The sequence below is a fragment of the Micromonospora marincola genome (assembly GCF_056150385.1).
In genome coordinates this window covers 176,795-199,447 of the sequence record NZ_JAXCFT010000005.1, presented here as the reverse complement: position 1 = coordinate 199,447, position 22,653 = coordinate 176,795, and the positions used below count along the sequence as shown (strand labels likewise).

The window sequence follows — 22,653 nt, the reverse complement described above, 5'->3', positions numbered from 1 at the left end:
AGGAGCAGAGGAGGCGGCGCATGACCACTGATGACGAACGGACCGACGACCCGGCCCCGACCGGCGAGCGGGTCGCCGATCGGCTCGACCTCGGCGACGCCGAGCAGGCCGCCGCCGACCAGCCGGCCGCGGAGGAGTCGCGGCAGCCGGTGGACGAGCCGAGGCGGCTGCTGCCGCCCTACGACCGGGCGCACAAGCGACGCAACCAACGGCCGCTGCCCACCTGAGCGCGCACGCGGAAGGGGGCGGACCGCTGACGCGGCCCGCCCCCTTCTCGGCGTACTTGTGGAGCTGGACTCAGAAGTCCATCTCCCCGCCACCCGGGCCAGCCGGGGCGGCCGGGGTCTTCTCCGGCTTGTCCGCCACGACGGCCTCGGTGGTGAGGAACAGCGCGGCGATCGAGGCGGCGTTCTGCAGCGCGGAACGGGTCACCTTGGCCGGGTCGATGATGCCCGCGGCCAGCAGGTCCACGTACTCGCCGGACGCGGCGTTGAGGCCGTGACCCGAGTCGAGGTTGCGAACCCGCTCGACGACGACGCCACCCTCGAGGCCGGCGTTGACGGCGATCTGCCGCAGCGGGGCGTCCAGCGCGATCTTGACGATCTGCGCGCCGGTCGCCTCGTCGCCGGAAAGGTCCAGCTTGTCGAAGGCGGTCTTGCCGGCCTGCACCAGCGCGACGCCACCACCCGGGACGATGCCCTCCTCGACGGCGGCCTTCGCGTTGCGGACGGCGTCCTCGATGCGGTGCTTGCGCTCCTTCAGCTCGACCTCGGTGGCCGCGCCGACCTTGATCACCGCAACACCGCCGGCCAGCTTGGCCAGGCGCTCCTGCAGCTTCTCCCGGTCGTAGTCGGAGTCGCTCTTGTCGATCTCGGCCCGGATCTGGTTGACCCGACCCTGGATCTGGTCGGCGTCACCGGCGCCGTCGACGATGGTGGTCTCGTCCTTGGTCACCACGACCTTGCGGGCGTGGCCCAGCATGTCGAGGTTGACGGCGTCCAGCTTGAGGCCGACCTCCTCGCTGATGACCTGGCCACCGGTGAGGATGGCGATGTCACCGAGCATGGCCTTGCGGCGGTCACCGAAGCCCGGCGCCTTGACGGCGACCGACTTGAAGGTGCCCCGGACCTTGTTGACCACCAGGGTGGCCAGGGCCTCGCCCTCCAGGTCCTCGGCGATGATCAGCAGCGGCTTGCCCGACTGCATGACCTTCTCCAGGATCGGGAGCAGGTCCTTCACCGACGAGATCTTGCTGTTGACGATCAGGATGTAGGGGTCGTCGAAGACGGCCTCCATACGCTCCGGGTCGGTCATGAAGTAGGCGGAGATGTAGCCCTTGTCGAAGCGCATGCCCTCGGTGAGCTCAAGCTCCAGGCCGAAGGTGTTGCTCTCCTCGACGGTGATGACGCCTTCCTTGCCCACCTTGTCCATCGCCTCGGCGATGATCTCACCGACGGTGCTGTCACCGGCGGAGATGGAGGCGGTGGAGGCGATCTGCTCCTTGGTCTCCACGTCCTTGGCGAGCTTGAGCAGCTCCTCCGAGACGCTGGAGACGGCGGCCTCGATGCCCCGCTTCAGGGCCATCGGGTTGGCGCCGGCAGCCACGTTGCGCAGGCCCTCACGGACGAGGGCCTGGGCCAGGACGGTCGCCGTCGTCGTGCCGTCACCGGCAACGTCGTCGGTCTTCTTCGCGACCTCCTTGACCAGCTCGGCGCCGATCTTCTCGTACGGGTCCTCGAGCTCGATCTCCTTGGCGATGCTCACACCATCGTTGGTGATGGTGGGGGCACCCCACTTCTTCTCGAGCACGACGTTGCGGCCCCTCGGGCCGAGCGTCACCTTCACGGCGTCGGCGAGCTGGTTCATGCCCCGCTCGAGGCCGCGGCGCGCCTCTTCGTCGAACGCGATCATCTTGGCCATACGGCGTTGTCCTCCTGGACACTCACGGTCCACCCGGATGCCCGGATGGGCCGTCTGGTGTACGCACCTTGGGGACGTCGCCACCTGGCGACGACGACGTCCTCCTCGGTCGGGCCGGACAGCCCGCGACGACCGGCCCCGTGCCACTCCGGCGCCCCTGGGACACCGGTGCGGCCGTGGCCCTACCGCCCCGACCATTGGCACTCACCGTACGCGAGTGCCAATGACTTGTTTAGCACTCTCCCTAGCCGAGTGCAAGCACGACAGCGCCGGTCAGCCGAGTTCCGCCGCCAGCCGGGCCGCGTTCACCGGGCCTTCCTGCGCCCGCTGCTCGGCGTACGCGACGACCAGTCCGACGAGCTGGGCCAGGTAGGCCGGCGCGGCGAGCGCGGCGCCCACCACGGCCAGCGCCACCGCCCCGACCGTGGTGCCGAGCGCGGTCGTCGGATCGGCGCCGAACACCGCGCCGCTCACCGCGCCCACCACGATGTCCAGCACGGCCGCCGCGAGCAGCGCGCACGCCACGAGCGCCACCCGGCCCAGCACCATGCCGAAGCTCCGGTGGAACATCCGCCAGGACCGCCCGATCGGATCCTGCCGCTCGAACAGGTAGACCGGCCCGAACAGGGCGACCGCGAAACCGGCGTAGACGCCTGGCAGCAGGCAGAAGCAGGCGCCGGCCGTGATCAGCAGCGACGCAACGATCGTCCAACCCCAGAGACCGAGCGCGCGGCGCATCCCGTACCGGAGCGCGCCGCCCAGGCCCGCCGGCCCACCGGCCGCCTGCCGGGCGACCACCCAGGTGCCGGCGGCCCAGCCGACAGCCTGGAGCGGGCCGAAGACCAGGGCGGCCAGCAGCACCACACCGTAGAACGCGAGCGTCTGCTCCAGGTAGCCGTCCGGGAGCACCGGCGCGCCGTCCGGGCCGGTCGCCATCTCGTCGGTGGGGACAAGGAACAGCGAGACGACGGAGATCACCGCCGCCGGGACACCCTGGGTGAGCAGCATGATCGGCACCAGTTGCGGCCAGCCGCGCCGGACCGCGCCGGCACACCGCGCGAACCAACCCCCCACGCCCGCGTGCGGCGGGGTGACAAGCGGGTCCTGCGGGTCGATACCCGGAAACCAGCCGGGATGGCCGCCGGGCATCGGCGACGCCGGATACGCCGCGCCGGGCATCGGGTGACCGGGGTACGCCGCCCCGGGCGCGCCGGCCGCCGGCCAGTGCCACCCGGGCGGAGCGGAGTCCGGCGCGGGCCAGCCCGGCGGAGCGCCCTGGGGGGCGAGCCAACCGGGCGGGCTGCCCTGCGGCGCGGGCCAACCGGGTGGGGTGCCCTGCGGGGCGGGCCGACCGGGTGGGGTGCCGTCCGGAGCGGAGCCCGGGGGCGGGTCGTACCCGGGCTGGTGTGGAACGGCCGGGTCTGAGCCGGGCTGGCCGGCGGGGGCCGGGTCGGCCCACGGGTCGGCGGGCGGCGGCGGGGGCCGGGTCGGGTCGACCGGGGGCACCGGTTCGGGGGCACCCGACGGGGGCAGCTCGGACATGGGCCCTCCTCAGCGACGGCTGGAACGGCTCATGATCTTCCACGGTGCGGGGCCGCAGCGCAGCCCCGGCCGGGGTGGCTCGGCCGCGCGCGGCGACCGACGATGATCAGATGACGTGGACGCGCTCGGCCTGCGGACCCTTCTGGCCCTGGGCGATCTCGAACTCGACCCGCTGGCCGTCCTCAAGCGCCTTGTAGCCGTCCATCTCGATCGCGGAGAAGTGGACGAAGACGTCCTGGCCGCCGTCGACGGCGATGAAGCCGTAGCCCTTTTCGGCGTTGAACCACTTCACGGTGCCCTGTGCCACGGTGCACTTCCTCACTCTGCGCGGCGTCCCAAGACCCGGAGACCGGCGGACCGGCACCGGCGGCCCACCGGTTTCGGCGATCGGCGACGGCCGCTGAATCGGTGACCGAAATCGCACGCTACACCAGGCGTGACGACCGCGCACGACCACAAATCGGGCGCATTCCGGGCCGGGTCGGGCACCCGGCGGCGCCGCCACCGGACCGGTCCGGTATGTATGCGGCATGACCAGCGCGCCCGCCCCGACCACGGTCCGCCGGATTCGCCCGGAGGACGCCGCCCGGATGCGGGCGCTCCGGCTGGAGATGCTTGCCGACGCCCCGCTGGCCTTCCTGGAAACCGTCGCCGAGGCCGCCGCCCGGCCGCACGCGGACTTCGCCGCCCGGGTCGCGGCGGTCTCCCGGGGCGACCACACCGCCCAGTTCGTCGCCGACCCGGGTGGCCGCCTGGTCGGTCACGCCGGCGGCACGGCCGCGCCGGACGAGCCGGGCCTGACGCTCGTCTACGCGGTCTACGTGACCCCGGCACGGCGTGGGAGCGGGCTGCTCGCCGCGCTCGTGGACGAGGTGGCCGCCTGGTCCCGGGCGTGCGGCCGGCCGGAGCTGATGATGGAGGTGGTGGTCGGCAACGACCGCGCCTGCCGGGCCTACCAGAAGCTGGGCTTCACCGACACCGGGGTACGCGTCCCGCACCCGCGCATCCCCGCCCTGCACGAACTCCAGATGCGCCGCCCGGCCTGAGTGTGTTAAGCGGGGGCCCCTCCTCTACCAAATGCGTTAAGAAGGGGCCCCGCCTTTCATGCGTGGCGGCGGGATTGGACCACGCGGAAGCGGTTTGCCACGTATGCGCCGTCAGTCAGGGCGGAGTTCGCCGCCGGGTTCGCGCCCGAGCCGTGGAAGTCGGAGAACGCCGCCGACTGGTTGACGAAGACGCCGCCGGTCAGGTTGCAGGACAGGTGCACCCCGGCGTCGACAGCCGCCGCCTCGGCCGCGTCCAGCACCGCCTCGTCGGTGGAGTAGACGGCCGCGGTCAGCGCGCCCTTCTCCCCCACCGTCTCGCGCAGGATGCGCAGGCTGTGCTCGGTCGAGGCGGTCGCGATGGCGAACGAGATCGGCCCGAACCACTCCCGCCCGTAGGTCGCGGTGTCGCCGGCGTCCAGCTTGACGACTGTCGGCGTACGCACCACGGCGCCCGGGAAGGACGGGTGCTCGACGGTCCGGGACTCCAGCACCGGCTCGCCGACCTTGGCGATCTCGTCCAGCCGCTCCAGCACGCCGTCGTTGACGATCGCGCCGGTCAGCTCGACGCCCCGGGCCGGGTCTGCGGTCAGCTTGGCGACCGCGCCGGCGATACCGGCGGCCACCTCGTCGAAGCTCCGGTGCCCCTGGTCGGTGTCGATGCCGTCGCGCGGGATCAGCAGGTTCTGCGAGGTGGTGCACATCTGACCGCTGTAGAGCGTGAGCGTGAAGCCGAGGTTGCGGCAGAGCCCGGCGAAGTCGTCGGTGGAGTCGATCACCACCGTGTTCAGGCCGGCCTTCTCGGTGTAGACGGCGGCCTGCCGGGCGTTCGCCTCCAGCCAGTCGCCGTACTCGGTGGAGCCGGTGAAGTCGACAATCTTGACGGCGGGGTGCAGGGCAAGCGTCGAGGCGAGCTTCTCGCCTGCGGCCTCGGGGGCGAGCTGCACCAGGTTCGGGTCGAAGCCGGCCTCGGCGAGCACCTGCCGGGCGTACCTCACGGTGATCGCCAGCGGCAGCACGGCACGCGGGTGCGGCTTCACCACGACCGGGTTGCCGGTGACGAGCGAGGCGAACAACCCGGGATACGAGTTCCAGGTCGGGAACGTGTTGCAGCCGATGACAAGCGCCACCCCGCGCGGCACCACGTGGAACGTCTTGGTCATCCGCAGCGGGTCGCCCTTGCCGGCGGCCTTCTCCCAGCCGGCCGTCCCCGGGTGGCGGGTCATCTCCGCGTACGCGTAGGCGACCGCCTCCAGGGCGCGGTCCAGCGCGTGCGCGCCACCGGCCTGGAACGCCATCACGAACGCCTGGCCGCTTGTGAACTGCACCGCGTTGGCCAGCTCGAAGATGTTCTTGTGGAGGCGGTTGAGGATCTCCAGGCAGACCCCGGCCCGGGCCGCCGGGCCGGCGTCGCGCCAGGCCGGCAGCGCGGCGGTGGCGGCGGCCACCAGCTCGTCGGCGCCGGTGTGCGGGTAGCGCACGTCAAGCGTCACCCCGAACGGGCTGGCCTCGGTGGCGACCGTGGTGCCGTCACCGGCCTGGTCGAGCGGGAAGTCGCCACCCAGGTACGCCTCGAAGGCGGCCTTGCCGTCGGCGGCTGCGGTCTCCCCGTACACCCGGGGGCTGGGCGACTCGGGATAGGCGGACCAGTACCCGCGCTCCGTGATCGCGGTCAGCGCCCGGTCGAGGGTTTCGGCGTGCCTGTCGTACAGGGGGTGCGGGGTCTCCGTCATGCCCGCCATCATGCAACAGGAAGGCACCAGATCAGTAGGGGCGTGTCACAACTGCCTGGGGCGGGAAACGGCGACAGGGCCAGCGGTTTTCCGCTGGCCCTGTCCGAGGTTGGTCGGGAGGGACGTCCGCACAACGCCTCCGGCGTTGGGTCGCAAAACTTCGAAAAGTCTCCGGCGGATGCCCTCCCGCACCGAGCATCTTGCGCCGTCCGGTTCCTGCCGTCAAGTCCTCGGGGGCGGCTTTCTGCCACTCCCCGCACATCCCCCGTCACCCGCTGCGGCAAGTTGACCAAGGAGTTCGCGTCCGGAACGGCCACTGCCGCTGACACGAACTCCTTGGTCAACGCCTTGCCGGACGGGTCAGGAGGTCAGGAGAGGAGGCCGGCGTCGCGGGCGGCGCGGAGGCTGGGCTTGATGCGGTGGGTCGGGCCGGCGGCGGCAGCCACCGCGTCGAGGGTCTTCAGGCCCTCGCCGGTGTTGAAGACCACCGTCTCAGCCGTGGGGTCGAGCTTGCCGGACTCCACAAGCTTGCGCAGCACCGCCACCGTCACGCCGCCCGCGGTCTCGGCGAACACGCCCGTGGTCCGGGCCAACAGTCGGATGCCGGCGCGGATCTCCTCGTCGTCGGCGTACTCCATCCAGCCGCCGGTGCGGCGGACCGCCTCCAGCGCGTACACCCCGGCGGCCGGGTCGCCGATGTTCAGCGACTTGGCGATGCCTGTCGGCTTGACCGGGACGATGGTGTCGCTTCCGTCGTGCAGCGCGGTGGCGATCGGGTTGCAGCCGGCGGACTGGGCGCCGAACACCTTCCAGCCGCCGGCCGGGGCCTCCACCAGCCCGATCTCGACCAGCTCGGTGAACGCCTTGTCGATCTTGGTGAGCAGCTCGCCGCTGGCCATCGGGATGACCACCTGCGCCGGGATGCGCCAGCCGAGCTGCTCGGCCACCTCGTACCCGAGCGTCTTGGAGCCCTCGGCGTAGAACGGCCGGACGTTCACGTTGACGAACGCGGTGTCCTCGAACTCGTCGGTCTCCACCAGCTCGCCGCAGAGCCGGTTCACGTCGTCGTACGAGCCGTCGATCGCGACCAGGTCACCGCCGTAGACCGCGGTGGTGACGACCTTGCCCTGCTCCAGGTCGCTGGGGATGAAGACCACCGACGGCACGCCGGCCCGGGCCGCGTGCGCGGCGACCGAGTTGGCCAGGTTGCCGGTGGACGCGCAGGCGTAACGGGTGAAGCCGAGCGCCCGGGCGGCGGTGAGCGCCACCGACACGACGCGGTCCTTGAACGAGTGGGTGGGGTTGGCGCTGTCGTCCTTGACCCAGAGCGGGCCGGTGAGGCCCAGCTCGGCGGCGAGGTTGCCGGCGGCCACGAGTGGGGTCAGGCCCGGGTCGAGGGTGACCCGGGTGGCCGGGTCCTGGCCGGCCGGCAGCAGGGCGGCGTAGCGCCAGATGCTGTTCGGGCCGGCCTCGATCTGCGCACGGGTGACGGTGGCCAGGGCGGCGGTGTCGTAGTCGACCTCAAGCGGGCCGAAACACTCGTAGCAGGCGTGCTGCGCGGCCAGCGGGTAGCGCGCGGAACAGGCGCGACAGACCAGGGCGCGGGCCGGGCTGCGGGTGGTGTCGATGCCGGGGACGGCGGAAAGCGTCGACGTCATGTCGAGAGGTTCCTCTCATCTTTCCCCGCATCGCCGGGTGCGGCGGGGACGGAATTGGCACCTGCCCGCGGTCGCTCGTCGTCGAGCGTGGCGGGTGGTTGCCGGGGCGTCGTCGGGCCGTATCCCTCAGCCCCTCTGGATGAGGTATGCAGTTGTGCCACCGAGTCTATGCGCTGCTCACGAAGCTGCCACCCGGGGATCCCACGCAGTGGGCCGGCGCGGGTGGCATGATCACCGGATGCGGAACGCGGCAGTCGGTACCGGCCTTCTCGCGGCGCTGACGCTACTGGCGGCCTGCACCCGGGCACCGGCGCCGATCGACCCGCTGCCCCCGCACCCGACCGCCCCCGCCGCCTCACCCACCCCGCCGTGCACCCCGGAGGGCATCCGGATCACCGAAACCGGGGTGAGCGCCGCGATGGGGCTGCGGGCCATGGGCCTGGACCTGGTCAACTGCGGCAACCAGCCGTACGAGTTGCGCGGCTATCCGGCGGTCCGCCTCCGGGACGGCGACGGGGAACCGATCATGGTCCGGATCGTCCCCGGCGCCACCGGGATCACCTCCGGCTTCGACGCCCCACCCACCCTGATCGTGCTGCGCCCCGGCGAACGGGCCGGCGCGGCGCTGCTCTGGCGCAACACCGTCACCGACGCGACAGTGGTGGCGACCGAGGGCAGGCAACTCTACGTCGCCCCGGTGACCGGCCGGCCGGCGTACCCGGTCGCGCTGGACGGTCCGATCGACCTCGGCAACACCGGCCGGCTGGGGGTCAGCGCCTGGAAGCGCCGCGACCCCGAGCCGACCACGGAACCGACCGAGCCGAGCGCCCCGCCGTCCCCAGCCGTCACCCCCGACAACCCCCTCTGAGCTCTTCCGGCCCCTCTGAGCGCCTCCGGCCCTCGACGATCCGCGAGCGGGTTGTCAACGAAGCCGGAGAGATCTTGGAGGGAAAGTGCCCCTCCAGGGGCCGTTTCTTTCCAAGATCTCGGGTGGTGGCACCCGATCTTGCGGCCGGGCTACTTGTTGGCGTCCGGAACGAACACGCCGAGGCCTTGATGGCCGTACAACTCGCCGGTCTCGATCAGGATCGTGATGGCCTGCCGGACGGTCGACTGGCTGCCCACCTCATACAGATCCGCCAACTCCTTGGTGGACGGCAGCTTGTGACCGGGCGGCCACTCGCCTTCGGCGATGCGCCTCCTGATGTCGACGATGATCCTGCGGTAGTGCGGCTCGAATCTGCGCGGTGTGGACATGCGAGTGCTCCCAGCTAGGCATACCCATCTGATCACGAAGCCGGGAGACACTTCAAGCGCATCGTTGACTTTACCAGCATTATCGGTAAAGCTTCCCGAAGGAACGCCCAGCTAGGCACTGGTCGATCCCCCCAGCCGGGGCAGCGCACGTCTTCGACGGCACCAGTGCGCCGCCCCGGCACCCCGCCAGGCAAAGAAGAGCCGATGTGACGGAAGCGAAGACGAGTCCGGAGGCGACCGTCGCCGGTGCGATCTGGGCGGTCGAGCAGGTGGCCGGCGAGATGCGGGAGACGTACCTCGCGGTGGCCGCCGCCACCGTGCTGCTGGAGCGCGTCGGCGCGGGGTGCGCGCATCCCGCGGTCAAGCTGGCCCGGCGCAGCGGCGAGGACGCCCTGGACCTGGCCGGGGACGCGGAGTCCCAGATCAGCGACGGCGTACGCCGGCTCCGCGTGGCCGCCGACCACCGGGAAACCGTCACCGTCGGCGGGCTGGTCGAGGCGCTGGACGGCGTGCGGAGCCGGCTGGGCGCGACCGCCGACCGGATCGGCCGGCTCCCCGACCGGGTCACCGCCGCCGGGCGTCAACTCCTCGACGCCGCCCCGGTTGACGACCCGGCTGCCGATGACGCCGTCCGGCAGTGGCGGCGCGCCGCCGAACAACTCGACCTGATGATGGAGAGCCTGACGGCGGCCGTCGGCGCGCTGTCGACGTACACCTGCGGGTTGTCCGGCACGGGTGGGCCGCGATGAGCGATGCGCACTGGATCATCCACCTGCCCACCACGCTGACCAGCGTCGACGAGGCCGCCGCGCTGGCCATGGCGCTGCGTCGCTCACTCGGTCATGTGCTCGCCGTCGACTTCGGCGAGACGACGCTGTCCGAGGAGGACCGACAGTCGGCGCGTACCCGGGTCTGGTGCGACGCCCGCCTCACCGGCCCACTCCCCCGCCGCTGCCAGCTCCCCGCGCCCCATCCGGACGGGTGCCGGGCTGACTCTTGGTACGGGACCGCCCCCTGAGGGGCGACCCCGTACCAAGATCGCGGAGGTGTGGGGTTTAGGCGGGGACGGAGGCGCGGGGGGTCGAAGGGGTCTCGGCGGCCGTGCGACGGCGGGCCAGCAGGGCGTCGAGCGCCCAGGCGCCGGGGCCGAGCACCGCGATCAGCAGGAACGACCAGCAGAACATCGCGGCTGCCTCGCCGCCGTTGCGAATGGGCAGCAGGCCGTGCGGCTGGTGCACCACGAAGTACGCGTACGCCATCGAGCCGGAGGCGAGCAGCGCGGCCGGCCGGGTGCCCAGGCCGACGAGCACAAGCGCGCCGCAGACCAACTGGATCAACGCGGCCCACCAGCCGGGCCAGGTGCCGAACGGGATCGCCTTGCCGGTGACCGGGTTGCCGCCGAGTATGCCGAAGATCGACGCCGCTCCGTGGAGCAGGAAGAGCAGGCCGACGACGATGCGGAACAGGGCGAGCACGGGGCCCTTCAACTGCGCGGGGACCATGGGAAACCTCCTGGGGCGATATGTGGCGACGTCCAGGATGGCGGGCTCAGGTATAGAAGTTAATCAATTCCTTGCTGGCGGGACAATCTCATGGGAACGCTCCCATGATATGGGCTGAAGCTGTTAAGCGGGGCCCCTTCCTCTACCCGAGGCGTTAACCGGGGCCCCCGCCTTGCATCTCAGCTGGTGATGTCCTTGCGGGTGAACCGCCAGAAGGCGAGCGCCCAGAAAAGCGTCGCGTAGACGATCGCCGAAATCGCGCCCCGCACCACGTCGTCGGTCTGCGTCGGCGTGGACAACAACCCCAGCCAGGCGCTGCTGTAGTGGGTCGGCAGCAGGTCACGCAGCCCGCCCAGCGCGGTGATCTGATCCAGGATGCTGGACAGGATCCAGAGCAGCACCGCCCCGCCGACCGCACCGAGCGCGGCATCGGTGGTCACCGAGAGCAGAAACGCCAACCCGGCCACCACAAGCAGCACCACCGCCAGATAGCCGAGCACCCCGAGCAGCCGGAGCAACCCGTCGGCCGGGGCCAGTTCGGCGGAGACCTGGCTGCTCAACGGCTCCCAGCCGTACCGCAGCGTGCCGGCGAGCAGCGCGGTGCCCGCGAGCAGCAGCAACGCCAACCCGGAGTACGCGAGCGCGACCACAAGCTTCACCGCGAGCAGCCGGGCCCGGGGCACCGGCACGGCCAGCAGGTAGCGCAGGCTGCCCCAGCTCGCCTCGCTTGCCACCGTGTCGCCGAAGAACAACGCCACCACCACGACCAGCAGGAACGACGCCGACACCAGGATCGAGAACAGGGTGAAGTTGAGCCCGCCCGCGGTGGCCAGGTCGGCCAGGCTGGCGAACTCTCCCCGCCCGCCGCCGTCGTCGTTTCCGGAGTCGAACTGGAACGCGATCAGGATGATCAGTGGCAGCAGCACCATGAACCCCAGCGCCAACTGGGTACGCCGACGCGACGCCTGCCGCCGGAACTCCGCCCCGAACGGCAGCGTGGCCGTCGGCCGGTAGCCGACCGCCGCGCCACCCGCGTCGGAGGAGGTCACGCCGGACACCACCGAAGAATCCGCCCTCACCTGTCACCGCTTCCCCGAGAGTTCTCGCCGACCAGGGCGAGGAACGCGTCCTCCAGGCGACGCCGGGGCACCACCCGGTCCACCCCGATGCCGGCCCGGACCAGTTCGGCCACCACCTCGCTGCGCGCGGTGCCGTTGGTGTCGACCACCAGCCCACCGTCGTCGTCGGGCAGCACCCGCACGCCGTCGAGCCGGTCGAGCACCGTACGCGCGGCGTCCGGGTCGCTCACCTCGAACAGCACGCTCGGCGACTCGCCGACGATCTCCCCGACCGGGCCGGACGCCACGATCCGCCCCTTGTTCACCACCACCGCGTGGGTGCAGGTCTGCTCCACCTCGGCCAGCAGGTGGCTGGAGACCAGCACCGCCCGACCGTCGGTGGCGTAGCGCTGGAGCACCCGGCGCATCTCGGCGATCTGCGGCGGGTCGAGCCCGTCCGTCGGCTCGTCGAGCACCAGCAGCTCGGGCAGGCCGAGCATGGCCTGGGCGATGGCGAGCCGCTGGCGCATGCCGTGGCTGTACTTCTTCGTCCGCCGGTGCACCGAGTCACCCAGGCCGGCGATCTCCAGCGCCTCGTCGAAGTGCGCGTCCGCCCACGGCCGGCCGGTCGCCCGCCAGTACGCCTTCAGGTTGTCCAGCCCGGACAGGTGCGGCAGGAAGCCCGGCCCCTCGACAAGCGCGCCGATCCGGGAGAGCACCGGCGAGCCGGGCACCAGCCGGTGGCCGAACACGTAGATCTCCCCGGCGGTGGGCTGGGTCAGTCCCATCAGCACCCGCAGCGTGGTGGTCTTGCCGGCGCCGTTCGGCCCGAGCAGGCCGACCACCTGGCCGGGGTGCACCTCGAAGTCCACCTCGGAGACGGCGACGAACCCGTCCGCGTACTCCTTGCGCAGGTTACGCACGGCGAGCGGCACGCCCGCGTACTCCGGGTGCACGGAGCGGTCCTGACGGCGTTGCCGGCGGCGGGCGAGCAGGACGACCACGACGAGTCCGACCGCGATCGCGGCGACCAGGCCGACAAGCACCCAGCGCCAGATCGCGGCGAAGGTGGGGATCGGCGCGGCGTCCACGGTGGGCAGCACGAGCGGGCCGTCGCCGAGGGCCACGGTGTGCACGGCCGGCTCGGCCGGCGTGGCGTACGCCTGGTCCGACGTCGCCACCACGAGCCGCAGCCGGTGCCCGGCCTCGACCCGCCGGACGATCGCCGGGAGCGTGACCGTCACCGGCGTCGCGGCGTCGAGGCCGGCCGGCAGGCCGGTCAGCCGCACCGGCGCGACCAGGCCGTCGGGCAGCGTGGCCGCGCCCTGCGGGTCGACGTCGTAGAGCTTCACGAAGAGCACCGCTTCGCCGGTCGCCGAGGCGGCCCGGATCCGCACGGTAGGTGCGCCCACCACGTCGACCGGGTCGTCGAGCGGCGCCGACTCGAAGCGCGCGTGCTGGCCGGGGATGTCGCCGGCCACGCCGTCCAGCAGCGAGCCGAGCGCGCCGGCGAACGGGATCGTGGAGATCGCCGCCGGGTTGCCGTTGGGCGGCACGGCGACCGGCTGGGCCGGGCCGGTGAGCGCGATGTTCCGGCGTTCCTGCCCGGTCAGGCCCGGGTAGTCGTCGATGCGGTAGCCGGTGGCCAGCAGGCCACGGTCGAGCGCGTCGAACCCGGCGATCCGGGAGAACGTGAAGGTGTCGCCGGGCGCCGCGCCCTCGCCCTTGACGTAGTGGTCGAGCCACTGCGCGGTCAGGAACTTCACCCGGTCGGAGTCGGAGGTCGGCCCGGCGCCGCCGTCGTGGCCGCCGGTGAACCAGGCGACCCGGACCGGGGTGCCGGTGGCGGCGATGCCGCGCGCGTTGGCGTCCGCCTCGGTGAGGGGGAAGAGCGTGTCCGCCTCGCCCTGCACCAGCAGGGTGGGGGCCTTGATCCGGTCCAGCGCCGTGGCCGGCGACGAGCGGCGCAGCAGCTCGACCGCGGCGGCGTCGGCCCGGCCGGTGGTGGCGATGCGCAGGTACGCGGCGCAGACGTCGGCGGCGAACCGCCCGCAGGACGGGTCGGCGGCGCCACCCGGCGCCCGGCCGGAGCCACTGCCCGGTCCGGCGCCGGGCTGCGGGCTCGCCGGCCCGGCCGAGGCGGGTGCGCCCTCCGGCACGGCGGCGGTGGCGCCGGACAGGCCGGCCGGGCCGGAGCCGGCGTTGCCGCCACCCCCGAAGAAGATGCCGGCCCAGCCCTTCTTGAACACGCCGTCGGTCGGCGCCTTGCCGGTGCTCTCCGGCAGGAACGCGCGGGACAGGTCGTTCCAGGTGATCATCGGGACGATCGCGTCGACCCGGGGGTCCTGCGCGGCCAGCAGCAGGGCCAGGCCGCCGCCGTACGAGCCGCCGACCACGCCGACCCGCGGGTCGCCCGCGGAGTCGAGGCGGATCTCCGGGCGGGCGGCGAGCCGGTCCAGCAGCCGCTGCGCGTCCCGCACCTCGTAGTCCGGGCTGTCCAGGTGAATCTGGCCGCCGCTGCGGCCGAAGCCCCGGGCGGTCCAGGTGAGCACCGCGTAGCCCCGGGCGACCAGGTCCTCCGCGTCGGAGCGCACCGACTCCTTGGTGCCGCCGAAGCCGTGCGCCAGCAGGACCGCCGGCACCCGGTTGTCGCCGGAGGCGCCGTCGGGCAGATAGAGCGTGGTGTCCAGGTCGACCGGCTCGGTCCCGTCCGGTCCCGAGCGGACGGTCACCAGGGACGGCTCGGTCCGGAAGTCCGGGCCCTGCGGCCGGACCACCCAGACCAGCGCGGCGGCGACGAGGACGACCACCACCACGGCGGCGACGATCCGGCGCGGGTGGCCGGACAGGGCACGCCGGGCCCGCGCGACGGACAGCGGTGATCTCATGTGGCACACGGTACGGGCCGTCAACTGAGCGTTTACTGAGATCCGCCGTACGTCCGTCCGGTTGCGCCGTTCGGTGCGCGCCGCCCGTCGTCCGCAGAAGGTCCAGAACATCCCAGCGGGATGTATTCGGATCACGTGAATTCACATCTACAGGCGCAAACCATCGTCGATGCCACGTCTTGCCGGCCCGATCCGACGCTGTGTGTCGCCACAATCCACCATCGGTCACCCCGGACGAACTGACGTGAAGCCGACTCCGCGACCACGCTTCCAGACACGCCCGGTTCGGATAATTTTCCGGTCCGGTGCACGGGACTGTTCACGGCGACCTTTCCGCAGCACCGACCGCCCCGCCGTCGCCGGAGGAGACAGACCATGACCGTTCCCGCGCCGCGGGTCCGTCGGCGGCCCTCCGTGCCGGGCCGTGTCCTGCCCCTGCTGCTGGCGCTGGCGCTTGTCGCCCCACTCGGCCTGCTCTTCGCGCTGGCCGATGGGAACACCGCGGACGACCGCGATCTGGCCAACCGGGAACGGCTCGGCGTCCGCTACCTGCGCGCCCTCGGGCCGCTCACCGACTCGCTCGTGGAGGTCCAGTCCACGGCCGTCGCCGAGGTGCCGGCCTCCCGCGCCGCGCTCGACGCCGCCGTCGAACAGGTGGCAAGCGTCGACGACGCCGTCGGCGACGAGCTGCGCAGCCACGACCGCTGGGCCGGGCTGCGGGCGAAACTGGAAGGGCTGCCGGAGCGCAGCCTCACCGACCCGGAGGCCGCCTACCAGGCGTACGGCGAGGCCACCGACCTCCTGCTCGCCCTCTACCGGAAGGTACGGGAAAGCTCCGGCCTGATCCGCGACCCGCAGTCGGACACGTTCTTCCTGCAGGACGGCATCGGCGCGGACCTGCCCACCGCGACGGTGCTGGCCGGCCGGCTCGCCGACCTGGTCCGGCTGGCCGGCACCCGACCCGCCGCCGAGCGCGCGAAGACCGGCATCGAGCTGGCCGAACTCCGGGTGGCCGCGTTCGGCCCGGCCAACGACCTGGTCGCCGACCTGCGCGCGGCGGTGGACAGCTCGGAGAGCACCGACCTGGGCGCCAACGTGCTCACCCCGTTGGACACCTACCAGCGGTCCCTCGAAGCGTTCACCGCGGCGGGCGGCGGGCAGGCCGCGCCGAATCCCCAGCAGCTCACCGCCGCCGGGATCAGCGCCCAGAACGCCGCCAAGCAGCTCCGCACCGTCATCCTCGACCAGCTCGACACACTGTTGAAGAAGCGGCTGGACTCACTCGACCAGGACCGGCTGCTGGCCCGGGTCGCGGCCGGGGTGGCGACCGCGCTGCTGGTGGGGCTGGCCGTGACGCTGTTCCGGCGCCGGCCCACCGACACGCGCCCGCCGCGCGCCGGGACCGCGCCGCCCCCGGCGACCCGCGCGGACCCACCGGCCCCCGCCCGGGACGCCGACCGCCTACCCGTCCGGGTCGGTGCGGCCCCCGAGGCCGAGCGGTGGAGGCCCTTCGATGCTGCTCACTAGGTTGCGGATCCGGGGCAAGCTCGCCCTGCTGGTGATCATTCCGCTGCTCAGCATGGTCGGGCTTGCCGTGCCAGTGGTGTTGGACCGGGTGGCCGCCGCGCAGCGGGCCGCCGACACCGCCGAGACCGTCCGCGTCGCCAGCCGGATCGGCAGCCTGGTCCAGGATCTCCAGCAGGAACGCCTGCTCTCGATCGGGCTGCTGCTCGGTCGGGTCACCCGCACCGAGCTGATCCAGAAGTCCGCCACCGTCGACGACCGGGTCGCCGACCTGCGCGCCGAAGCGCTGCCGACGCCGGTCAGCGAGGCGCTCGAAGGGGTACGCGAGCTCGCCGACGTCCGTGCCGCGACGCTCGACGGCCGGGCCGTCCCGGGGCAGATCCTGAACACCTTCTCCCGGGTCGACCTGGCGCTGATCGAGGCGCTTCGGCTGCCGTTCCGGGTGGACACCGACACGTCGGCCGGGCGGCAGGTGCTCGCGCTTGACGCGCTGCTGCGCACCGACGAGTCGCTGAGCTCGTGCGCCACCCAGATCGTGCTGGTCCGTGCGACAGGTGAGCCGGCGGTGTCCGCCTCCTACATCGCCTGTGTCGCGACGCTCAACGTGGACAACGAGCGGTTCCGCAAGCTGATCACGCCGGAACAGTTGCAGCTCGCGCTGCTTGACGACGCGGCGGTGGCCGCCCGGACCAGTCAGACCTTCCTGGAGGACAGCGTCCGGGACCCGGTCCTTTCGATCGCCCGGATACCGCTTGACACGCTCTTCCCCTCCGTCCGCTCGATGATCACACTGGGCCAGTTCGTGGAGAAGAAGGTCGTCGCGGACGTGATCGCGGAGACCCGCACCGAGGAGCGGAGGGCGCTTACCACGGCCTGGCTGGTCGCCGTGGCGGCGGCCGTGATCCTTCTCCTGGTCGTGCTGCTGAGCATGACCGTGGCCCGGACCGTGTCCCGGCCGCTGAGCCGCCTAACCAAGTCCGCCGAGCGCGTCGCCCGGGTCGCCGAGGCGGAGCTGACCCGGGTCGCCGACGACGAGACCGAGTCGGTGCCACCGGTACGCCTCGACCCGGTTGACGTCGGCGCCCGGGACGAGATCGGCGACCTGGCCCGCGCGTTCGACCGGGTACAGCACACCGCCGCCCGGCTGGTCGAGCGGCAGGTGGCCGGCCGGCGCAACGTGGCGCAGATGTTCGGCCACGTCGGCCGGCGTACGCAGAACCTGGTCGGCCGCCAGATCGCGCTCATCGACCGGCTGGAACGGCAGGAGGCCGACCCGGGCCGGCTGGAGCACCTCTACCGGCTGGACCACATCTCCAGCCGGCTGCGCCGCAACGCGGGCAGCCTGGTGGTGCTCTCCGGCGCCACCGGATCGGACGGTCACGTGGCGCCGGTCCCGCTGGCCGACGTGGTCCGGCTCGCGCTCGGCGAGATCGAGGACTACACCCGGGTCGACGTGCAGGTCCCGCCCGGTGTCTCGGCGGCGCCCGCGATCGCCGGCGACCTGGTGCTGGCGCTGGCCGAGCTGATGGAGAACGCGACAGCCTTCTCGCCCCCCCACACCCGCGTCGTGGTCTCCGGCGAGCTGACCGGCGGCGGCGCCCGGCTGCTCGTGGTGGACCACGGCATCGGCCTCACCGAGGAACGGCTCGTCGAGGAGAACGCCCGGCTCACCCGGCGGGAACGGCTCGACCTCGCCCCGACCGAGGTGTTGGGGCTCTTCGTGGTGGGCCGGCTGGCCCGCCGGCACGGCTGGACCGTACGGCTCGCGGCCACCCTGGGCGGTGGCGTCACCGCCGGCGTGGAGATCCCGGCCGCCTCGCTCGTGGTCCGCCGGCCGGATCCGGCCGGCGCGACCGTGGCGCGGGCCACCGTACCGGCCGGCGAGCGGCACGCGGCACCCGCTCCCCAGGGGCACGCGGTAGGCGTCCCGCCGGCGCACGCCGACCCGGTCGGCTTCGACGCGGAGCTGCTGAGCCGGGCCACCCGCAGCATCACCAGCGGCGACTCGTGGAACGCCTTCGGCGAGCCGGCCGACGATCCGGAGTCGACCGGCCCGCTCGGCGCCGCGGCGACCGCTCCGGCCGCGCTGACCGACGGCCGCCCGACCGGTCCGGACCGCCCGGCGAGGGCCGACCGCCCGGTCGCCGCAGACATGTCCGTGGAGGACTTCCGCCTCCCCACCGGCGGCCCGCCGCCCGCCTGGCCGCCGGCGGACGGGCCACCGACCACGCTGCCCGCCGGCCCGGCCGCGCCCCCCGCGAGCACCACTCCGCCGACACCGGTCGTCGGCCCGACACCGGCCGCCCCCCCGGCCCCCGGGCCCCCGCCCGGCCCGGCCTTCGCGCCCCCGGCCGCCGGCCCCGCCTTCGCGCCGCCGCCCGCCGGCCCCGCCTTCGCGCCGCCGCCCGCCGGCCCGGCCTTCGCGCCGCCGCCCACCGGCCCGGCCTTCGCGCCGCCGCCCACCGGCCCGACCCGACCCACGACGCCCGGCGGCCCGGCCCGCCCGACGCCGCCGCCCGCCGGGTTCCCGCCGGCCGAACGGCCGTCCACCGTCCGGCCGCCCACCGCGCGGCCGTTGGGCGTGCCGGGCCCGGCCGGGCCGCCCGGAACCCGACCGATCCGGAAACGGGTCCCCGGCGCGAACCTGCCCCCGGGCCCGCCGGCCGCGCCGGCCGGGCCGGCGATCGGGCCGCTGATCGGCGTCCCGGACGACCCGGCCGCGGTCCGCGCCCTGGTGGAGGCGTTCCAGGACGGGGTACGCCGGGCCGAGGACGATGTCACGCCGGCTGAGTCGACACCGGAACGCCCCCGGCTCAGTCGGCGGGTGCCCGGGGCGAACCTGTCCGTCTCGGCGGTGGCGCCCCCGCCCCCGGCCAGCTCCGACCCCGGCGACCCTGTCGAGGTCCGAAACCTCATCACCGAGTTCGAGGCGGGCGTCGCCCGTGCTCTGCGCGAGGTGAGTCCCGACCGACGCTATGAAGAGGATCCATCACGGTGACCAGCCCGTTCCTGCACGACAACGTCGAACAGAGCATCAACGGCGACCTCAGCCCCGAGGCGCGCACCTTCAACTGGCTGCTCGACTCGTTCACCTCCAGCACGGCGGGGGTGATGGAGGCGATCGCCGTCTCCTCGGACGGACTGCTGATGGCCATGTCCGCGATCAAGGACCGGTCCAACGCGGAGCGGCTCGCCGCCGTGGTCTCCGGCATGACCAGCCTCGCCGGCGGCGCCGCGAGCTGGTACGCGCTCGGCGGGCTCAACCGGGTGATCGTCGACATGGCCGAGGGCTACCTGCTGATCAGCGCGATCAGCAGCGGCTCGGTCCTCGGCGTGGTCGCCGACCGCACGGCCAACCTGGGCACCGTGGCGTACGAGATGACTCTCTTCGCCGGCCGTGCCGGCGGCGCGCTGAGCCCCCGCCTGATCGCCGAGCTGAAGAACGCCGTTCAGCAATGATCCCGGGGGTCGCCGACGAGGACCCGGAGCCGGAGCCCGGTGTCCGGATCCGCCCTTTCCTGCGCGCGTCCGCCAAGCCGGCGCCGAGCCCGGACGCCGTCGACGGGGAGCCGGCGGGCCTACGGCCGTTCGTGCTCACCGCCGGCCGGGTGGACGGCGACCCGGCGATCAGCCTGGAGACCCAGGTGACTGCCCGACCGGGCAGCATCTCGTGGGCGGTGACCGCCCGGCTGGCCCCGGAACTGGCGGCGATCGTCGCGATCTGCGTCGAGCCGGTGTCGGTGGCCGAGATCTCCGCCCGGACCCGGATGCAGTTCGGGGTGACCCGGGTGCTGGTCGGTGACCTGCGCGCCGCCGGCCACCTCGACGTACACGTCGCGGACGGCGACGACGCCCTCGATCCCGACCTCATCCTGCGAGTGATTGATGGACTTCGTGCGATCTCCTGACTGGCGGGCGGCCGCCCAGGGCGGGCCGGCCGCGAACAGCGCCCCTGCCCGCTACGGCAACCCTGCCCCGCTGATCGGCCGGGCCACACCGCCCCCACCGGCCGGACCGCCACTGCCCTACCGGCCACCGGGCACGCCCGGGGAACCGGCGCCGATCGTCAGCCGGGTACCCGCGCCCCGCCCGCCCATCCCGGTGAAGATCCTCATCGCCGGCGGCTTCGGGGTCGGCAAGACCACCACGGTCGGGGCGATCTCCGAGATCGCGCCGCTTACCACCGAAGCGGAGATGACCACCGCCGGAATCGGCGTCGACGATCCCGGCGGGGTGGCCGGCAAGACCACCACCACGGTCGCCATGGACTTCGGCTGCGTGACCATCGACCGCAGCCTGAAGCTCTACCTCTTCGGTACGCCCGGTCAGGCCCGGTTCGGCTTCATGTGGGACGACCTGGCCCGGGGCGCGCTCGGCGCGCTTGTGGTGGTGGACAGCGCCCGGCTCGACGACTGCTATCCGGCGATCGACTTCTTCGAACGGGCCGGGCTGCCGTTCGCCGTGGGCGTCAACGCCTTCGACGGGCGGCTGGCCCTGGACCTCCCGTCGATCCGCTGGGCGCTGGCGATCGCCGAGCACGTGCCGCTTGTGCAGTTCGACGCCCGGGACCGGCTCTCCGTTCGGGACGCCCTGCTTGTCGTCCTGGACCGGGCGCTGGACCGGGCGACCCGGTCCCGGGAACGCTGAACCATCCGTCGGTTCGGTCCGTGGTCATCGAAGGGGTGGACGCGATGAGAGGTGATCTGGACGAGACACTGGCCCGGCTGGCCCGGCGCCAGGAGGCGCAGCGCCGCCGGACCCCGCTGCCCGGCGAGCCGGCCGAGCCGGCCGAGGAGGCCGACCGGGGCGCGGAACTGGCCGGGTCGGAACTGGCCGGGTCGGGACTGGCCGGGTCGGGACTGGCCGGGCCCGGCATCGGCGAGCCGGACCTGGCCGGGTCGGACCTGGCCTGGCCTGGCCTGGCAGGGCCCGACCGGGTCGGGCCGGACCCCGTCGGGCCGGAGCGCGCCGGGTCCGACCGCGCCGGTCGCGGCCTCGTCGAAGCGGCCGACCCTCGGGCGGGGCACGGCGCGTACCGGCTGCGCGGCGGAGAGGCGCCGCCGCGCCGGCGCGACCCGGTCGAGGAGGTCGCCGAGGCGCTCCGGCGGGTGGTCGCCGATCACCCCGGGCTCGCCGTGACGGTCCGGGTCGAGTTGGGCAACCAGGCGTACCCGTTGCGCGTCTCCTGGGCCGGCCCGACGGTCACGGTGGGTCCGGTGCCCGCGCCGAAGTCGCCGCCGGCCTGGCCGATGTCGGTGAAGACGGTGGTCGACCCCGGCCACGACCCGGTCGGGACCGACCCGGCGGCCCGGCTCGCCGAAATGATCCGGCGCGACCCCTCACTGCTGGAGAACCTCGACCCCCGCTGACGGAGGGCGACACGCCACCGCTACTCGTCGCGCTCCTCCCGACGACGCCGGGCCACGGGCCGGCGGGGTGCCTCGGGGCCACGACGGGCCCGCTCCTCGCGGGGCGCCCGCTCGTCGCGCTGCGGGCGGCGGGCCCGCTCGGGCTGCCGGCGGCGCTGCGGCTGCTCCTCCTCCGGCTCCTCGTCGTACTCCGCGTCGTCGAAGTCGTCACCGGAGTCGTAGTCGTCGTACTCCTGCTCCTCGACCGGACGGCGGCGCTGCGGCGGCCGGCGGCGGCCACGCCCGGCGGGCTCCTCGCCGCGGTCCTGCTCCCGCTGCCCGCCGCCCTCCCGCTCCTCGCGGAGCGCGGTCTCGTGGTCCTTGACCACCTGGGAGTCCTTGATCTCGCCTCGCCAGCCCTCGACCGAGTCCGGGTCGAGCACGGTCTCGGTCATCACGTGCCGGACGAAGTGCTTCAGCTCCAACCGGACCCGGCGGCCCTGCGCCCGCCACAGGTTGCCGGTGTGCTCGAAGAGGCCCTGCGGGTGGTATTCCAGCACCACCAGGATCCGGGTCAGCTCCGGGCCGACCTCGTGGAAGCTGACCGTGCCGTCGACCGAGCCCTTGTCGCCCCTGGACCGCCAGTGGACGAGCCGGTCCGGGATCTGCCGGACGATCGTCGACTCCCAGGTCCGGTGTGACCACAGGACCTGCGCCTTCCAGGTCATCTTCTCGTCTTCGTCGCAGTCGGCCTGCTCGACCTTCTTCATGAAGCTCGGGAAGTCGCCGAAGGTGGTCCACTGGTTGTAGGCGACCCGGACCGGCACGCCGACCTCGATGGCCTCGACGATGTTGGTGACCTTGAGCTTCCTGCCGCCGCCCTTGCCACCCTTGCCGCCGCCGAATGCCGACATCAGCTTCTCCTTACCGCCGGCCACGCCGGCATGGAACATGGCCTTCAGCGGGGAGTGGCCGTCGGCGAGCTTCTGCGCGCCGGTGGCCGCGGCGACCAGGCCCGGTCCACCGCCCTGCTTCGCGTACTCGCTGAGTCGACCGGTCGCGCCGGTGACCCGCTCGGTCACCACCTGCACGGCGCGTTCGCCGATCGCGGAGGCCAGGTTGCGCAGCTCGCCGCCGATCTGGTCGCGGGCCCGCCCGGTGAGGTTGCTCGTGGACATGG

Annotated in this window: 21 protein-coding genes and 1 riboswitch; of the genes, 11 read left to right on the top strand and 10 right to left on the bottom strand. The window is 73.1% G+C overall.

Features of this window, described 5'->3' with window-relative positions; translation table 11 throughout:
* Window positions 1–20 precede the first annotated feature (20 nt).
* Complete coding sequence (locus tag SM450_RS14415) at window positions 21–227, top strand: hypothetical protein (protein ID WP_474620245.1); 207 nt, start codon at window positions 21–23, stop codon at window positions 225–227.
* Window positions 228–297: 70 nt separating this feature from the next.
* On the opposite strand, the gene groL is transcribed toward SM450_RS14415, so the two are convergent.
* From groL to SM450_RS14400, 3 genes are all read right to left on the bottom strand, one after another.
* Window positions 298–1,920, bottom strand: coding sequence for a chaperonin GroEL (gene groL / locus SM450_RS14410; RefSeq protein ID WP_474620244.1), 1,623 nt, complete (start codon window positions 1,918–1,920; stop codon window positions 298–300).
* Window positions 1,921–2,193: 273 nt separating this feature from the next.
* Complete coding sequence (locus SM450_RS14405; RefSeq protein ID WP_474620243.1) at window positions 2,194–3,462, bottom strand: hypothetical protein; 1,269 nt, start codon at window positions 3,460–3,462, stop codon at window positions 2,194–2,196.
* Window positions 3,463–3,568: 106 nt separating this feature from the next.
* Window positions 3,569–3,769, bottom strand: a complete 201-nt coding sequence (locus tag SM450_RS14400) for a cold-shock protein (RefSeq protein ID WP_281586395.1) — start codon at window positions 3,767–3,769, stop codon at window positions 3,569–3,571.
* A 223-nt stretch (window positions 3,770–3,992) separates the two neighbouring features.
* On the opposite strand from SM450_RS14400, the gene SM450_RS14395 reads away from it, so the two are divergent.
* Window positions 3,993–4,508, top strand: coding sequence for an N-acetyltransferase family protein (locus SM450_RS14395; RefSeq protein WP_474620242.1), 516 nt, complete (start codon window positions 3,993–3,995; stop codon window positions 4,506–4,508).
* Between the two features lie 56 nt (window positions 4,509–4,564).
* Here SM450_RS14395 and paaN read toward each other — a convergent pair whose 3' ends face one another.
* On the bottom strand, window positions 4,565–6,238 hold the full coding sequence (paaN, locus tag SM450_RS14390) for a phenylacetic acid degradation protein PaaN (protein ID WP_474620241.1): 1,674 nt from the start codon (window positions 6,236–6,238) through the stop codon (window positions 4,565–4,567).
* 368 nt (window positions 6,239–6,606) lie between these two features.
* Window positions 6,607–7,896 (bottom strand): threonine synthase, encoded by a 1,290-nt coding sequence (thrC, locus tag SM450_RS14385; RefSeq protein ID WP_474620240.1) that lies wholly within the window; start codon window positions 7,894–7,896, stop codon window positions 6,607–6,609.
* A 12-nt stretch (window positions 7,897–7,908) separates the two neighbouring features.
* Window positions 7,909–8,042, bottom strand: a riboswitch (SAM riboswitch).
* Between the two features lie 92 nt (window positions 8,043–8,134).
* Between thrC and SM450_RS14380 the strand changes: the two genes are divergently transcribed.
* Window positions 8,135–8,764, top strand: coding sequence for a DUF4232 domain-containing protein (locus SM450_RS14380; protein ID WP_474620239.1), 630 nt, complete (start codon window positions 8,135–8,137; stop codon window positions 8,762–8,764).
* Window positions 8,765–8,913: 149 nt separating this feature from the next.
* Here SM450_RS14380 and SM450_RS14375 read toward each other — a convergent pair whose 3' ends face one another.
* Window positions 8,914–9,153 (bottom strand): GntR family transcriptional regulator, encoded by a 240-nt coding sequence (locus tag SM450_RS14375; RefSeq protein WP_474620238.1) that lies wholly within the window; start codon window positions 9,151–9,153, stop codon window positions 8,914–8,916.
* A 206-nt stretch (window positions 9,154–9,359) separates the two neighbouring features.
* Here SM450_RS14375 and SM450_RS14370 point away from each other — a divergent pair, with 206 nt between their 5' ends.
* Both SM450_RS14370 and SM450_RS14365 read left to right on the top strand, forming a co-directional pair.
* Window positions 9,360–9,902, top strand: a complete 543-nt coding sequence (locus tag SM450_RS14370) for a hypothetical protein (protein ID WP_474620237.1) — start codon at window positions 9,360–9,362, stop codon at window positions 9,900–9,902.
* A complete protein-coding gene (locus SM450_RS14365) occupies window positions 9,899–10,171 on the top strand; it encodes a hypothetical protein (RefSeq protein WP_474620236.1) in 273 nt (90 codons plus the stop codon). The genes SM450_RS14370 and SM450_RS14365 overlap by 4 nt, the downstream gene beginning before the upstream one ends.
* A 37-nt stretch (window positions 10,172–10,208) precedes the next feature.
* Here SM450_RS14365 and SM450_RS14360 read toward each other — a convergent pair whose 3' ends face one another.
* From SM450_RS14360 to SM450_RS14350, 3 genes are all read right to left on the bottom strand, one after another.
* A complete protein-coding gene (locus tag SM450_RS14360) occupies window positions 10,209–10,655 on the bottom strand; it encodes a DoxX family protein (RefSeq protein ID WP_474620235.1) in 447 nt (148 codons plus the stop codon).
* Between the two features lie 179 nt (window positions 10,656–10,834).
* Window positions 10,835–11,734, bottom strand: coding sequence for an ABC transporter permease (locus SM450_RS14355; protein WP_474620234.1), 900 nt, complete (start codon window positions 11,732–11,734; stop codon window positions 10,835–10,837).
* On the bottom strand, window positions 11,731–14,601 hold the full coding sequence (locus tag SM450_RS14350; RefSeq protein ID WP_474620233.1) for an alpha/beta fold hydrolase: 2,871 nt from the start codon (window positions 14,599–14,601) through the stop codon (window positions 11,731–11,733). The genes SM450_RS14355 and SM450_RS14350 overlap by 4 nt, the downstream gene beginning before the upstream one ends.
* Window positions 14,602–14,976: 375 nt before the next feature.
* On the opposite strand from SM450_RS14350, the gene SM450_RS14345 reads away from it, so the two are divergent.
* Genes SM450_RS14345 through SM450_RS14320 form a run of 6 tightly spaced genes read left to right on the top strand, consistent with a single transcriptional unit; the run spans window position 14,977 to window position 21,494 of the window.
* Entirely contained in the window at window positions 14,977–16,128 is a 1,152-nt protein-coding gene (locus SM450_RS14345) for a hypothetical protein (protein ID WP_474620232.1), read from the top strand.
* A complete protein-coding gene (locus SM450_RS14340; protein WP_474620231.1) occupies window positions 16,115–19,123 on the top strand; it encodes a sensor histidine kinase in 3,009 nt (1,002 codons plus the stop codon). The genes SM450_RS14345 and SM450_RS14340 overlap by 14 nt, the downstream gene beginning before the upstream one ends.
* Window positions 19,120–19,584 carry a roadblock/LC7 domain-containing protein gene (locus tag SM450_RS14335; protein ID WP_281586382.1) on the top strand — a complete coding sequence of 155 codons (465 nt, stop codon included), beginning with the start codon at window positions 19,120–19,122 and terminating at the stop codon, window positions 19,582–19,584. The genes SM450_RS14340 and SM450_RS14335 overlap by 4 nt, the downstream gene beginning before the upstream one ends.
* Window positions 19,581–20,033, top strand: coding sequence for a DUF742 domain-containing protein (locus SM450_RS14330; RefSeq protein WP_474620230.1), 453 nt, complete (start codon window positions 19,581–19,583; stop codon window positions 20,031–20,033). The genes SM450_RS14335 and SM450_RS14330 overlap by 4 nt, the downstream gene beginning before the upstream one ends.
* Entirely contained in the window at window positions 20,011–20,772 is a 762-nt protein-coding gene (locus SM450_RS14325; protein WP_474620229.1) for an ATP/GTP-binding protein, read from the top strand. Before SM450_RS14330 ends, SM450_RS14325 begins: the two co-directional genes overlap by 23 nt.
* 44 nt (window positions 20,773–20,816) lie before the next feature.
* Window positions 20,817–21,494 (top strand): hypothetical protein, encoded by a 678-nt coding sequence (locus SM450_RS14320; protein WP_474620228.1) that lies wholly within the window; start codon window positions 20,817–20,819, stop codon window positions 21,492–21,494.
* A 20-nt stretch (window positions 21,495–21,514) separates the two neighbouring features.
* Here the strand turns inward: SM450_RS14320 and SM450_RS14315 are convergent, their stop codons facing one another.
* Window positions 21,515–22,651, bottom strand: coding sequence for an SRPBCC family protein (locus SM450_RS14315; RefSeq protein WP_474620227.1), 1,137 nt, complete (start codon window positions 22,649–22,651; stop codon window positions 21,515–21,517).
* Window positions 22,652–22,653 lie beyond the last annotated feature (2 nt).